This is a genomic window from Gemella haemolysans (assembly GCF_028308085.1).
In the GTDB taxonomy this organism is placed as follows: Bacteria; Bacillota; Bacilli; order Staphylococcales; family Gemellaceae; genus Gemella; species Gemella haemolysans_D.
This window is the reverse complement of record NZ_JAQMFS010000055.1, coordinates 116,460-131,413: the sequence shown is the minus strand read 5'-3', so window position 1 is coordinate 131,413 and position 14,954 is coordinate 116,460. Positions and strand designations below refer to the sequence as shown.

At 32.8% G+C, this 14,954-nt stretch carries 13 protein-coding genes; 7 read left to right on the top strand and 6 right to left on the bottom strand.

The window, feature by feature from the left end; translation table 11 throughout:
* Positions 1-76: 76 nt before the first annotated feature.
* Positions 77-868: a pyrroline-5-carboxylate reductase gene (gene proC / locus PNO30_RS04355; protein ID WP_271987283.1), complete on the top strand. Its 792-nt coding sequence runs from the start codon at positions 77-79 to the stop codon at positions 866-868.
* A gap of 51 nt (positions 869-919) precedes the next feature.
* Here the strand turns inward: proC and pepF are convergent, their stop codons facing one another.
* Positions 920-2,728, bottom strand: coding sequence for an oligoendopeptidase F (pepF, locus tag PNO30_RS04350; RefSeq protein WP_271987282.1), 1,809 nt, complete (start codon positions 2,726-2,728; stop codon positions 920-922).
* 243 nt (positions 2,729-2,971) lie between these two features.
* Here pepF and PNO30_RS04345 point away from each other — a divergent pair, with 243 nt between their 5' ends.
* From PNO30_RS04345 to PNO30_RS04325, 5 genes are all read left to right on the top strand, one after another.
* On the top strand, positions 2,972-4,072 hold the full coding sequence (locus PNO30_RS04345; protein ID WP_271987281.1) for an NAD(P)/FAD-dependent oxidoreductase: 1,101 nt from the start codon (positions 2,972-2,974) through the stop codon (positions 4,070-4,072).
* Positions 4,073-4,350: 278 nt separating this feature from the next.
* Positions 4,351-5,157 (top strand): diadenylate cyclase CdaA, encoded by an 807-nt coding sequence (cdaA, locus tag PNO30_RS04340; protein ID WP_271987280.1) that lies wholly within the window; start codon positions 4,351-4,353, stop codon positions 5,155-5,157.
* An 11-nt stretch (positions 5,158-5,168) separates the two neighbouring features.
* Positions 5,169-6,131, top strand: a complete 963-nt coding sequence (locus PNO30_RS04335; RefSeq protein ID WP_271987279.1) for a YbbR-like domain-containing protein — start codon at positions 5,169-5,171, stop codon at positions 6,129-6,131.
* Between the two features lie 2 nt (positions 6,132-6,133).
* A complete protein-coding gene (locus PNO30_RS04330; RefSeq protein WP_003147579.1) occupies positions 6,134-6,385 on the top strand; it encodes a hypothetical protein in 252 nt (83 codons plus the stop codon).
* A 206-nt stretch (positions 6,386-6,591) separates the two neighbouring features.
* Complete coding sequence (locus PNO30_RS04325) at positions 6,592-8,463, top strand: polysaccharide biosynthesis protein (RefSeq protein WP_271987278.1); 1,872 nt, start codon at positions 6,592-6,594, stop codon at positions 8,461-8,463.
* Positions 8,464-8,555: 92 nt separating this feature from the next.
* Here the strand turns inward: PNO30_RS04325 and PNO30_RS04320 are convergent, their stop codons facing one another.
* Positions 8,556-8,786, bottom strand: a complete 231-nt coding sequence (locus PNO30_RS04320; RefSeq protein WP_271987277.1) for a hypothetical protein — start codon at positions 8,784-8,786, stop codon at positions 8,556-8,558.
* A gap of 400 nt (positions 8,787-9,186) precedes the next feature.
* On the opposite strand from PNO30_RS04320, the gene PNO30_RS04315 reads away from it, so the two are divergent.
* The gene (locus PNO30_RS04315; protein WP_271966263.1) at positions 9,187-10,083 is read left to right on the top strand and encodes a LysR family transcriptional regulator; all 897 of its coding nucleotides are present in this window, start codon (positions 9,187-9,189) and stop codon (positions 10,081-10,083) included.
* 93 nt (positions 10,084-10,176) lie between these two features.
* On the opposite strand, the gene buk is transcribed toward PNO30_RS04315, so the two are convergent.
* The 4 genes from buk to PNO30_RS04295 all read right to left on the bottom strand — a co-directional run bounded on the left by buk (position 10,177) and on the right by PNO30_RS04295 (position 14,936).
* Positions 10,177-11,241, bottom strand: coding sequence for a butyrate kinase (gene buk, locus PNO30_RS04310; RefSeq protein WP_271987276.1), 1,065 nt, complete (start codon positions 11,239-11,241; stop codon positions 10,177-10,179).
* 1 nt (position 11,242) lies between these two features.
* Positions 11,243-12,148 carry a phosphate acyltransferase gene (locus PNO30_RS04305; RefSeq protein WP_271966261.1) on the bottom strand — a complete coding sequence of 302 codons (906 nt, stop codon included), beginning with the start codon at positions 12,146-12,148 and terminating at the stop codon, positions 11,243-11,245.
* A 74-nt stretch (positions 12,149-12,222) separates the two neighbouring features.
* On the bottom strand, positions 12,223-13,632 hold the full coding sequence (lpdA, locus tag PNO30_RS04300; RefSeq protein ID WP_271987275.1) for a dihydrolipoyl dehydrogenase: 1,410 nt from the start codon (positions 13,630-13,632) through the stop codon (positions 12,223-12,225).
* A 2-nt stretch (positions 13,633-13,634) separates the two neighbouring features.
* Entirely contained in the window at positions 13,635-14,936 is a 1,302-nt protein-coding gene (locus PNO30_RS04295) for a dihydrolipoamide acetyltransferase family protein (RefSeq protein ID WP_271987274.1), read from the bottom strand.
* Positions 14,937-14,954: the final 18 nt, after the last annotated feature.

Sequence of the window (14,954 nt, the reverse complement as noted above, 5' to 3'; positions counted from 1 at the left end):
CTGATTGAAGTTATCTAGGACATAAGGGTTTGGAGTATGATATAATGTTATTAACGAATATTTAGGAGGAATATGTATGAAATTAGGTTTTATCGGTGTGGGAAATATGGGGAAAGCTATCTTAGAAGGACTACTTCGAAGTTGTAAAGTTAGTAGTACCGATATCTTTGTGAGAAATTCTTCGGATAGAAGTACTAGAAATGTTGCTGAAGAAACAGGTGCTGTATTTTGTAAGAGTCTAGAAGAAGTCGTAGAAAACAGTGATATTGTATTTTTAGGGGTAAAGCCATATTTAGTAGGAACAGTACTTGATGAAGTGAGTCTTAGTTTGAAGAATAAGATTGTTATTTCAATGGCTGCAGCTGTCGAAATAAATGATTTAGAAAAGAAAATTCCAGAGACTAAAATAGTTAGAATTATGCCGAATACACCCGTAAAAATAGGGAGTGGTGTAGTAGGTGTTACATTTAACTCTTTAGTGGCAGCTGAAGAAAAAATATTAGTATTAGATCTCTTAAATAATTTAGGTATTACCGAGGAAATATTGGAAAAAGACATGGCGGCTTTAACAGCTTTAAGTGGTTCAGGTCCTGCGTATGGATATTTATTTATAGAAGCATTAGCTGATGGAGCCGTATTAAATGGATTAAAACGTGATGTAGCTTATAGACTTGCTGCAAGTACAGTTTTAGGTGCTGCGAAGATGGTGTTAGAGACTAAAGAGCACCCAGGTAAGTTAAAAGATGATGTATGTTCACCAAGTGGAAGTACTATCGAGGCTGTGAGAGTTTTAGAAGAAAAGAATTTCCGTAGCGCAGTTATAGAATGTGAAAAAGCTTGTTTCGATAAATTAGATAGAATGAAATAGAATATAAGATTAAAGCTTCAACTAAAGAAATTTAGCTGAAGCTTTAAGTTTTTATTTATTCAATTCATCTGTTAAGTTGTAAAGTTCATCTACTAGGTGACCAACATAAGCAATTGCTTCTTTAAGTGGTTCATCAGTGCTTACATCACAACCTGCAAGTTTAGAAAGATCTAGTGCTGACATGCTGCTTCCTTTAGAAAGAACATTTAACCAAGTGTCAGCATAAGAATTGTCATTATCGATCTTATTAGCGATAGCTGTACCGATTGTTAATCCTGCAGAGTAAGTGTAAGGGTATAGTCCCATGTAGTAGTGAGGTTGTCTCATCCAAGTAAGCTCTGCACCTTCATTAACTACTAAACTATCTCCGAAGAACTCTTCCATAACGTTGCGTTTTACTTCAGAAAGAACATCAGCAGTTAACATTTCATTGTTATCTACCATTTTGTAGATTCTATCTTGATAAACAGCTTCTAAGTAGTGTGTTACCATATTATGGAAGTATGTTCTACTAATCATGTTGCTGATAACCCAACGTTTGAAACGAGCATCAGTGTTAGTTTTTAGTAGGTAGTTAGATACGATAACCTCATTACAAGTTGAAGGAGCTTCAACGAAGTAAAGTGGGCAATCGTTGTTTAACATTGTTTGGTGTTTTCCTGTACTCATGAAGTGATATGCATGTCCAAGCTCGTGAGCAAGAACGAAAACTTCATTCATTTTTCCAGTCCAAGAAAGTAGGATAAATCCAGCTACATTAGGAACTGTTGCACAGAATCCACCAGTACTTTTCCCGATGTTTTGAGGGAAGTCAGTCCAACGTTTGTCATAACTTTCATCGATCATTTTAACGTAGTCTTCACCAAGAACACCAAGTGCTTTTTTTAGATAAGAACGAGATTCGTCGATGGTCATATCAACTTCGAAATCTGGATCAAGGTTGATCTTACAGTCAGCAAACTGCATATCTTCAATTTTGTGTTCGCGAGCTAAAAGTTTAATGTAACGTCTGATATGAGGTGCTAAATCTGTCATAAGAGTACGGATTTGACGATCATATAGTTCGCGGTTACCATCTTGAGCGGCTAATAGGTAGTCGATAACACTATCATAACCACGCATTGTAGCAAGCATTTTTTCTTTTTTGATTTGTGAAATATACTCGTTTGCTGAAGTGTTTTTATAAGCATTTAATGTTTTATAAAAACTTTTCGCAGCATTACGGCGCACTTCAGTATCGTTATCCATTTCGTGTAAGTTTTCGTATAGTACGAAGCTATTTTCGAAAGTTTTTCCATTTGCTTCGAAGCTGTCGAATTGCATATCTTCATGCTTAGTTACCTCATATAGATTGTAGTAACCAGGAAGACTCTCGTAGTTTGCGATTACTTGTTCAGCTTCTTTTGATAATGTGTGTTTTTTCTCCTGAACGATTTTTTCGAAGTAGTATTCTAAATCAGGACGATAGTTTTTCACGAAATCTTTAATGAATTGTTCATCTAGTCCTACAAGTTCAGTATCGAAGAAACTTAAATTCCCCGCCCATAAAGTAGAAACATCTTCAAAAAGTGTTACATTTTGTATTACGTTGTCATTAAATCTATCTACCGCCATTGGTAATTCAGCGTAGTGAGAAAGTTTATAAAATTCTTCATAAAGTTCTTCGTATTTTTTAACGGCAGTATCTAAAGTAGCGTGATCCACTAATTTTCCTTCGTAAGTAGCCTTGAAATCTAAAATCTCTTTTTTAATATTCTCAAGGCTCGCTTTAAAATCTTCATCAGTTTTGTATAGAAGAGTCATATCCCAAGTATATTTCTCTTCGACTTCTTTTCTTGGTATTAATTTCATTTCAGTCATAGTTTACCTCCTGTAAATAATAATTTTAAAGTCATTGGACTTAAGTAATATTATAATATGATATGAACTATAAGTCTATAAAATATTGATAACTAGAAAGAGTACAGTGTGATTTTATAGAAATTAGAGAAATTCTAATTATAAATTGTCTTAGAAAAAATTGATTGAAGTTAAAGTTTACTCTATAAATTTTTTGAGTTATAATTTTAATTAGTAGATTTATTAAAAAAAGCGAGGTATCTTATGAAAATAGCAGTAGTAGGTGGGGGAATAGTAGGAGCTACATGTGCTTATTATTTGTCAAAAGAACAAAAAAATGAAATAGTAGTTTTTGATTATGGTTTGGGTCAAGCTACTAAAGCTTCAGCTGGGATTATAAGTCCGTGGTTTTCTAAAAGACGTAATAAGCCATGGTATAAGATGGCGAGACTTGGAGCGGATTTTTATTTGAAATTAGTTAAAGATTTAGAAGCTGATGGCTATAATACTAACTTTTATTCACAATGTGGAGTATATTTATTGAAAAAAAATGAAGATAAGCTACCTGAGTTAAAAGAACTTGCTGAAAGTCGTAAAGAATTATCACCGATGATAGGGAATTTAGAGATAATCTCAAAAGAAGAGATTCAAAAAATTATTCCTAGCTTCGATAACAATGGAGATGTACTGTATGCGAGTGGTGGTGGACGAGTAGAAGGAGAGAGATTCGTTAATACTTTACTTACTGCTTCGAAAGCTAATGTCGTTAGGGAAAAAGTTAGTCTAAAGGTTGTGGGAGATAAATATGAGATTAATGGACAGGTCTTTGATACTGTTGTTCTTGCGACTGGTGCGTGGTTAAAAGATATATTAGAGCCTCTTGGTTTTAATGTTGATGTTCGTCCGCAAAAAGGCCAACTAAGAGATTATAAAGTTTCTGATGAAAATACAGGATCTTATCCGGTTATTATGCCTGAGGGTGAATTGGATATTATTCCATTTGAAAAAGGCGTTGTTAGTGTTGGAGCGACACATGAAAATGACATGGGCTTTGATTTAACTGTTGATAAACAACAACTTGATGCTTTTGGTGAAGAAGCGGAGAACTTCTTAGGCGAATTAAAAAATGCACAGATAATAAATGAACGCGTTGGAATTAGGGCTTATACTAGTGATTATTCTCCGTTCTTTGGTGAAGTTCCGACATTAGAAAATGTCTATGCGGTTAGTGGTCTTGGTTCTTCTGGTTTAACTACTGGTCCGATAATTGGCTATAGTGTAGCGAATATAATTTTAGGAAATGATATAGAATTAGACCCACAAGATTATAATATTGCAAATTATATAAAAATTAAAAATAATTAGAGCGTTTTTTAGTAGTATATTATGATTTCTATAAAATGTGTAAATTAAATATAAGATGTTTTATAGTAACGATATTGTAATTTAGATATAAGTAAAAACTATGTAAAATAATAGTTCTAAAATTTTTGAAGATGTTTATTGAAAATATCTTCTTTTTTCTTCTATAAAAATGGCACAACGCTTGCATTTTATGATATAATTGAATGTGGACTGTTGTACGCATTAGATGTTGTTTTTGCGTGCTAACGATATTATTAATCAAAGGAAGGAGATTATTTATGATAGCTGAATACTTATCAGGAGTAAGTACTCTAACACTAATTATTCATTTATTGGATATATTATTAGTTTGGTTCTTAGTTTATAAATTGCTAAGTTTATTAAAAGGTACTCGTGGTATGCAACTTGTTAAAGGTATATTAATCGTTATTGGATTGAAAATATTCTTTAACTTTATTGGATTCAAAACGATGACATATATATTTGAACAAGTAGTTACTTGGGGAGTGCTAGGAATAATGATTATATTCCAACCAGAATTAAGACGAGCTCTTGAATACATAGGAAGGGTACAGCTATCGAATATCTTCAATATTAATTATAAAGATGTACAGAAAAAATCTACTGAACATATAATCAAAGCTGTTGTTGATTCATCAAGACATATGGCACGACGAAGAATAGGTGCACTTATAGTTTTAGAAAATAATACCGGACTTGATGAATATGTGGAAAGTGGTATTACAGTTAATGCTGAGGTTACAAATGAACTGATAATTAATATTTTCATTCCTAATACACCTTTACATGATGGTGCAATGATAATCGATGAAAATAAAATTCGTGCTGCAAGTTGTGTGCTTCCTCTATCGGATAATAGATCTATAGCTAGTAGCTATGGAACAAGGCACCGTGCGGCTCTAGGGTTATCTGAAGTGACAGATGCTATAGTAATTGCTGTGTCAGAAGAAACAGGAAAAATTAGTGTATGTCAAAATGGTGTTTTAACTTCAGATTTTTCGACAGAAGATTTAGCGAAATATTTAGCTAAAAACTGGAAACAGCAAGATAAAATAATTAAATAAGAGGTGATATTATGCAACTAAAAGAAAATAATAAGTTAAAGTTAATATCATTTTTAATAGCGATACTATTGTTCTTATCAGTTAATGAAAATTTCAAGAATTTCTCAGTTCTTGGAGGTGATACGAACGATAATGCTACTGCATGGGTTAGTGATATCCCACTTGAAGTTGATTATGATAAAGATAAATTGTATGTGGTAGGTATTCCTAATACAGTATCTGTTAAATTAACTGGATCACAGACGAAAGTCCAGAAAGAAAGTGTTGCTAAGAACTTCAAAGCGAAGTTGAATCTTAGAAATGCTCAAATTGGTGATGATCAAAAAGTTAAAATTGAAATAAATGGACTTGAAAAAGGTGTAGATGGGACTGCAGAACCTTCTACAATAACTATATCTATTAGGGAAAAAGCAACTAGAGAGTTTAGAGTTACGCCGATAGTTAAAAAAGAGAGATTATTGATAGGATATGAAGTAGATAAACTTAGCGTTACAAATGAGACTGTCAAAATTTCTGGAGCTATCGAAAGCCTTAATAGGATAAATGAAGTTCGAGCTGAGAGTGATACTCGTACGAAAATTAATAGAAACACTAGAGAAGAGGCTAAATTAGTAGCTTACGATAGTGATTATAATAAAATAGAGGATATTCAAATAGAACCGAACTCAACTCTTATGAGTATTGAATTAAAAAATATTGAAAAAGAAGTGCCGTTAGAAGTAAATACTATAGGTAGCCTACCTTCAGGATATGAGTTAGTTAGTGCTACTGCGGATGTTTCTAAGGTAACTATTAGGGCGGAAGACGCTAATGAATTAGCAAAAATTAATGAAATGTTCGTTGATGTTGACTTGAGCGATGTTAAAGAAGAAACAGAAGAGCGTAGTAATCTAAAAATATATCCAAAAGAAAATATAAGGATAGCGACAGATACGCCGATTGTTAAAGTAACGATCAAGATAAGGAAAAAATAAAGATGACAGATAAAAAATTGATGTTTTTAGCTATTAATATGCTTATAACGGTTTTCAGTTTAGCTATAATAATAGGAACTATGTTTATAGAAAACCAAAGTGTCAAAAAAACAGCTATTTTCGTGGCGATAACGATATTAATAGTTCAGAAGTTAGTAGAGATAAAAGTAATTGAAGAAACTCGAAAAGTCAGTATTGTTATATTACTTATAATTATTGCAGCTGCAGGGTACTTCGGTTATAGATTATATTAAAATATAAAGAGCTTGGGGGAAGATTTGGAAACCTGATTAGAATTCGTGTTTTTAAATCGCCCCCCGCAAAGTTTATTAGATAAGTAAAAGCTATGATTTCGTAGCGTATTTATTTGTAAACTATTGCGACACAGTATGTAGTTAAGTTTTATCTTGATTATATAAATTAACCCCTTTGCTCATTTAAAGAATTAGTAGGAGATGTTATGGATAAATTATTTTCATCAAAAATATATATAAATCATAGATTTAAGCTAATTATGGTATTGGATTTATTGACGGTAATATTTGGAGTAGTAGCATCTATATTTTTAGGTAAGGCTTCGGATCCATTTTCTATGTTGAATGACCATCACGTAGAAATAGCCGAATTTTTAGTGATTTCACTTGTGGTTTATACAATTAGTTTTTATTTGTTTGGTACTAATAAATCACTGTGGTCTTACTTAGGTGTAAATGAAATAGTAAATATTTGCTTTTCAGTAGTACTAGGAGATTTAATCACTAGTATTTTATACCAATATATGCTACCTGATACATTTTCAAATGTTAGATTTGCGATTTTTTCACCGTTATTAATAATCGCCGGAATGATGTTTACAAGAATGCTTTACCGTGCTTTACGAGAAAGAGAAGCGGGTAAATATGGTGCTAATTCTTATAAGAATACATTTATAATAGGTGCAGGAGATGCTGGATATATCTTGTTAAAAGAATTATCTAAAAATAATATTTTCCGTGCCAATGTAGTTGGACTTATCGATGATAACAGAAAAAACTCTGTAATTAGTGGGGTTACTGTTGTCGGAACAACATATGATATGTTGAAACTTATTCCAAAATATGAAGTAGAGCAGGTATTTTTAGCTATTCCTTCAATTGGAGCATATGATAAAAATAGAATATTAAACGTACTAAAAGAAGCGAATGTTACTGTTAAAGTAATGAGCTCAGGTATTGCTGTAGAGGACGGGGAAAGTATTTCTAAACACTTAAAAGACGTGTCTATTGAAGATTTATTAGGACGTGGTGAAGTGAAACTGTCTCAAGGTGAGATTCGTTCATATATTAAAGGGAAAAGTATTCTTGTTACTGGTGCTGGTGGTTCGATTGGAAGCCAGATTGTTAGAGAAATATTCAAATTCAAACCTAGTCAACTTGTTTTAGTAGATGTTAACGAGAACGCATTATACATGCTAGAGCGTGATTTAGATTTTGAAAAATCACACAGTAAAGAATATGCGGATATACAATATATTTCTGAAATAGTAAGTATTCGTGAAAAAGCTGCTTTAGCTGAGGTGTTTGATAAGTATAAGCCTAATGTAGTGTTCCATGCGGCAGCACATAAACATGTGCCTTTAATGGAACGTCGTCCACAAGAAGCTATAAAAAATAATGTTTTTGGAACGAAAAATGTTATGGATGTGGCGATTGAAAAAGAAGTAGAAAGATTTATTATGATTTCTACTGACAAGGCGGTAAATCCAACGAATGCGATGGGAGCTTCGAAACGTTTAACAGAGATTATCTTACAATCAAAAGGTAATAAGTACAAAACGAAATTTGCTGCGGTTAGATTTGGTAATGTACTAGGTTCTAATGGTTCTGTAATTCCTATTTTTAAAGAACAGATTAAAAAAGGTGGTCCTATCACTATTACGCATAGAAATATTATTCGTTACTTCATGACGATTCCAGAAGCGGCACAATTAGTGCTACAAGCTGGGTATTACGCAAGTGAAGGGGAGATTTTCCTATTAGACATGGGAGAACCCGTAAAAATAATAGATCTTGCGACAAACTTAATCAAACTATCAGGATTAGAACCATATAAAGATATCGATATCGAAGAAATCGGACTAAGACCTGGTGAGAAGATGTATGAGGAGTTATCACTTGATTACGAAAGTAGTGAAAAGACTGATAACAAAATGATCTATAAAAATACAACTTTAGATATTGATGTAGAAGAATTAGATAAAAAACTAAATGAATTAAAATCAATGCTAGGGCATTCAACAAATGAAGAAATACGTAGCAAGTTATTTGAAATAATAAATTGTTATAATGGATAAAGAAAGGAGGGCGATTCAAAGATGATTTTGAATCGCTCTTTCTAGCTATATAAGGGAGTTTGTAGTATAGCTAGTGATAGAGAGTGTCTATTTTATTTTTCTACGTTTTTAGTTTTTTTAGCTATATAGTTAGTTAGAGCCCAAGATAACACTATAGGTAAGATTGAATAAACAAATTGGAACACTGATAATATGGTTTTATATTTTTGTGTAAAGTCTTGACTATCCACTCTATCTAATATTAATAATAGTACGATACCAAATAACAGATAGAATACTAGAAATATGTAATATCTTTTTTTTATTTTTTTTGCGTTTACCATAGCAACCTCCCTGGAATCGCGTATTGCGTATTTACTATTAATATGGAGTGACTCAAAAAGTATGATCTTTTAAGAAACAAGATTTTGTTAAGTCAGCTCCTTTAGTACCTTTAACATAACACAAAATATTAAAAAATAAAAGACTGATAAAATCATTGTTTTTATGGTATAATAAAGGTTAATGATGTTATTTTTAGAGATAGTTAACATAACATTACTTAAAAAAATATATAATGATTAAGTGCTGATTTCAAAAGAGTAAATTTTTTGAGGTTGGTATTTTTTATAACTTCGGTTCTATATATTATTTGAAGGATGTAATATTGTGTTGTAGTTGTTAAATTAATACTCTTTAAGTTATAATAATATTGTAAGATATTGAGAGGATGGGGGAGTATTTATGGAATTTAGACAGTTAAACTATTTTATTACAGTTGCGAATAAGAGAAGTTATTCTTTAGCGGCAAAGGAATTATTTGTTACGCAGCCTACATTAACGTTAGCAATAAAGAAATTGGAGAAGGAATTTAATACTACTTTATTTGAGCAAAATAATAGACGTTTAGAGTTAACAGAAAGTGGGCAAATGCTTTATGAAAAAGGTATTGTTTTATTGAAATCATACAATAATTTAATTGATGAAATGAATGCATCTATTGAAGAAAGTAGAGAAGTGCTGAAGGTAGGTTTAACAGTATTATTTGCAATTCAATATATGGAAGAAATATCGAGTTTTATAGCTAGACATCCTAAAGTTGAGTTGAGCTTAATTCAACATGGTTCTAAACAACTGCAAAGGATGGTTGCTAATGGAGATCTAGATTTAGGATTACTTTCTTTTCCACAGTATGAGAGAGGCATTGTTATGAAACCTATTGAAAGAAAAAAGGCTTCGTATGTTGCTGCGATTGTAGTTCCTTCTAATCATCCTTTGGAAAATAAAGAAGAGATTACTATTGAGGATTTAAAAGATGTGCGAATAAGTTCACTCACAAAAAATTATGTCCTAGGAAATGAAATTTATGTGAAGTGTAGGGAGAGAGGTTTTGAACCGAATATTGTTTTTGCCGATGATAATTGGACTGTTCTTGTTAAGAGTATAGAGATATTTAATAGTGTGGCTATATTGCCTGCTGAGTTCGAAGATATTAGTCAATTTCAAAATACGAAGTGGATACCGTTAGCGGAAAAGATGGAGTACAAGGTAGGAATTGCTCATAAAAAAGACGAAGATATTTCTGAAATAGGAAAATTGTTTATAGACTACATACTTTCTGAAAAAATTAAGAAAAAGTAAAAAATATAGAAAAAGGTAGTGACTTATGAAAATAGATTTATGAGTCACTACCCTTTTTGTAGACCATACATAGAAGTTTAAAGCATAGTAGTTCTATTTTTCGAAAATATTATATTTTTCTTCGTTATTAAGAACTCTCAGTGCGCCTGATGCTAGAGCCTGCATTTCTTTTTCTCCTGGGATAATGAATAGTGGAGCGATGAATTCAACTCTTTCTCTAACTTTATCTGAGATAAAATTAGAACGCGCTATTCCACCGGTAAGTATTATAGCATTTACTTGTCCTTTTAATACTGTAGCTAATTCACCTATAGCTTTTGATATTTGATAGGCCATTGCTTCTAATACAAGTTTTGCTTTTTCATCACCATTATCCATAAGTTCATGGATTTTTCTTGCATCATTTGTTCCGAAGTATGAGACAAGCCCTCCTTTTTTACGAGTCAGTTCTGTCACTTCTGATTTAGTTTTTTCATAGCATAAGTTAATATATTGTTTAAGTGGAATACCTCCTGTACGTTCGCTAGAAAACATTACTTCATCATCAGAAATAACATCGACCATGCGTCCATTTTCATGTGCACTAGCACTAGAACCACCACCAACATGAACGACTATAAAATTCCCAGATTCGTATGGGATATTTAACTTATTAGCCACATCATGAGCTACAGCTCGCATATTAAGTGCGTGGCCGACACTTTTTCTATCGATTAGGCTTGAACCAGAGATACGAGCAACATCATTCATTTGATCGACGGTAACAGGATCATATATGAAAGAAGGCGCAGACTCAACACCAAATTTTTCCGCAACACTTTTAGCAAGTGATGCTCCTAGGTTAGAGGCGTGTTCTAATAAGGGCCTATTTTTTAAACAATCTATAAGATTCTCATCTACAAGAATAGCCCCAGCATCTACTGGTGGAAGAAGCCCCCCACGACCTACAACTGAATCAAACTTGTGATTAGGTATCTTCTCTTTAATTAGTGACTCAATATCAGTTAATCTAAGTGACAATTGATCGAAGATATTATTGAATGGCTTTAGTTGTTCTAATGAATAGGTAATCTCATGTGAGAAAATTTCTGTAGTATTTTCATAGTATGCAACCTTGGTAGAAGTTGCACCTGGATTAATAACGCATATTTTTTTCATATTAATTCTCCTTGTCTGCTAGCAGTGCTAGAATTAACGAGTATTTTTTTTCGGTATCAGAAGCGGAGCGTGATGTTAGTACGATTGGAACAGTTGCTCCAAGTATCAATCCAGCCATTTTGGCTTCTGCCATTAGTATTAGTGATTTAGAAATACCGTTACCAGAGACTATGTCAGGAACTACTAGAACATCAGCGTCTCCTTGGATATTCCCTGCATATTTTTTCTCTTGTGCAATATTTTTATCAAGAGATATATCCAAAGATAATGGTCCCTCAACAATTAGTGTTTCATTATTTTTGAAGTGTTTTGAGATTTCATCAGCTTCTACCGAAGATTTTTGTTTAGGGTTAACCATCTCTGCAGCAGATAATAGGCTGAATTTTATTTTCTCATAACCAAGAGATTTGAAAATCTTAGAAGTTTCTTCGATTATTTTTATTTTCTGCTCTTCAGAAGGTTCAAGAATCATTCCACCATCGGTTATACCTAAAAGTTTATTATATTTTGGAATATCTAATAATGCTAGGTGGAAAAGAACAGAACTTTTTTTAATTCCTGTTTCTTTATTTACTACTTCTCTTAAAAGTGTTGAAGTAGGAAGGTTTCCTTTCATGATAAAGTCAGCTTTACCCTCTCTAACTAACTCTATACCTTTTTTTGCAGCAGATATATCATCTTCTATATCTATAATTTCAAAATCACTGTTTTTAGTATTTATATCTAGTAATAATTCATCTATTTTTTCTTTAGAATCTATTAGAATAGGTATTAAATAACCTTTATTAGCAAACTCAAAAACACTATGAAGAGCATGGTCTTGAGCAGCTTTTACAACGACGATTGTTTTAGGTTTAGTTATTTTTGTTTTAAAAATGTCATCTAGTTGATTAAAACTTTCTAACATAATATTCTCCTTTCTTCTTTAAAGAAAGAAACAGAGAAGTTGAACATCCCTGTTCTTTCTTTAAAAGTTAAATTTTAGGAATGAATTGCTTTTTTTAGAATAATATCGGCTGCTTCAACCACGACTTCATTAAGAGAAGGGTGTCCGTGGATAGTTAGAGAAATATCATCAACTGTCAGTCCTTGTTCTACGGCAAGTGCTAATTCCGCAATTAGGTCACTGGCACCAGGCCCAACAATGGCTGCGCCGATAATTTTATTAGTATTTTTTATTGCGACTATACGGACGAATCCTTTACTTTGAGAAATCGATAAAGATCTTCCGTTATGTCCAAATGAATATTGCCCAGTTACTACTTCATAACCTTTTTCTTGTGCTTGAGCTTTTGTATATCCTACGAGTGCTATTTCAGGTGTAGTAAAGCAGACTGTTGGGATGGCAAAGTAGTCGACTATTGCAGCTTTATCCCCATTTAATGCTTCAGCAGCAATTTTTGCTTCATACATTGCTTTATGAGCTAATGTAGGACCTTCTACGATATCTCCAATAGCGAATATATGTTCTTTAGTCGTTCTACGTTGTTTATCAACTTTAATTAACCCGCGATCTGTAACTTCAACGCCCGCGTATTCTAAGCCAAGTTCATCGAATTTTGCTTTTCTACCAACGGATACCAAAACATAATCTGATTCTATAGTAAATTCTTTTCCATCAACAGAGTAGTTCGTGATGACAGAATTGTCAGTGTTTTTTGCGTTATTAGCAGTGGCATTCGTGATAATTTCTACACCTTTATTTTTTAGTTCTTCAATTACTACATTGGCTATATCATCTTCAAAAACTCGTAAAATTTTTTCTGTTCCTTCAATGATAGTAACTTTTGAACCAAGTGAAGCATATGCTCCAGCTAATTCAATACCAATATAGCCACCACCGATAACAACTAGTGATTTGGGTACTTCAGTAAGATTTAAAACTTCAGTTGAACTAAGTATGCGATCTTTAAATTTAAACCCTTTAATTTCTATCGGTTGTGTTCCAGTTGCGATAATAGCTTCTTTAAAATGATATGTATTATTGTGGAATTCGTCTAAAATTACGCTGATAGTTTTATCGTCTATAAAGTTAACCTCACCATAAATTACATTAACACCGTTTTTTTTCAATAAGCCTTGAACACCTTTGTGTAAAGTTTCTACAACTTCTTCGTTTTTCCAACGTTGCGTCTCAACAAAGTCTATTTCTGCATTATCAACTTTTATTCCACGAGTTGATTTTTTTATTTCGTCAAATTGATGACTTACAGATATAAGTGCTTTTGAAGGGATACAACCACGATGTAAACAAGTTCCGCCCACTTTTTCTTTCTCAAATAGGGTAACTTTTTTACCTAGTTGAGCTAATTTAATAGCTGCGACGTAACCACCAGGGCCACCACCAATGACAATAGTATCTAGTTCTTGAATAAAATTTCCTACTACCATAATTATCCCTCCACTAACAATAAATCAGGATCTGCTAAATACTCTTTGACTGTATTTAGTGCGCGTTGTGCTGTACCACCATCTACAATTCTGTGGTCGAATGAGAATGAAAGTTTAAGCATTGGGACAAGTTTTGGTTGTTTGTTTTCATCTGGGATAAATGTTTCTTCGAAACGTCCAAATCCTAGTATAGCTACTTCAGGTTGATTGATAATTGGAGTAGCCCAAACACCGCTAGTAGCAATTGCTCCAACATTTGTAATAGTCATAGAACCATCTGTTTGTTTATCTCTTCCTAATTTACCAGCATGAGCAAGAGCTGTGTTCTCATCTAGTTCACGAGCTATTTTGAATAGACTCTTGAAGTTAGCATCCTTAATGTTTGGTACGAATAAACCATGTTCAGTATCGGTTGCAACACCAATATTAATGTAATTTTTATATATTATCTCTAATTTTTCGTTATCTACAGAGGCATTTAACTCTGGGAATTTTGCAAGAGTGGCTGCCACAGCTTTTATGAAATATGCTGTGTATGTAAGTTTAATATCTCTGTCTTTTGCTATTTGTTTCATTCTATTTCTATGTTCAACAAGTTTTTCAACATTTACTTGATCTAGAACTGTTACGTGAGGTGAAATAGCTTTACTATTAACCATTGCACGTGCAATAGCTTTTCTAATATTAGTCATCGGTACTCTTGTAGTATTGTTAGTGCTATTTGAAGGAGTAGGTTCAAATTTAGGAACTGCCGCCACCTCAGGTTTTTCGCTAATAACTTCGTTTGTAACTTGTGGTTGCTGAACTGTTTCAACTTCTTTAACAGTACCGTTATTAAGGTAATTTTCTATGTCTTCAATTGTAACCAGACCACGTTTACCAGTGGCAGGTACTAGTCTAAGATCGACCCCTTTATCTCTAGCGTATTTTCTTACTCTAGGGATGGCTAATAATCTAATATCAACATCAGATGAATTATTTTGTTTTTCTACAGGTTTAATAGTCTCGGTAGCAGTATTATCTTCAACTTCGGCAGATTCTTGTTCCTCGTGTACTTCTACATTTTGATCTGTTTCAATATCAACAATAACTGAACCAACCTTAGCCATTTCCCCAACTTGTGCATAAATTGTTTTAATTGTTCCAGAAACAGGAGACGGCAGGGCAACAACAGCTTTATCACTTTGAATTTCTACTAGAATATCATCTTCTTTCACTGCTTCTCCAACTTTAAAACCCCATTGAATAATTTCACTTTCATGAAGTCCTTCTCCACTATCTGGTAAAATAAATGAATAAATCATATTAAGTCCCTCCATTCA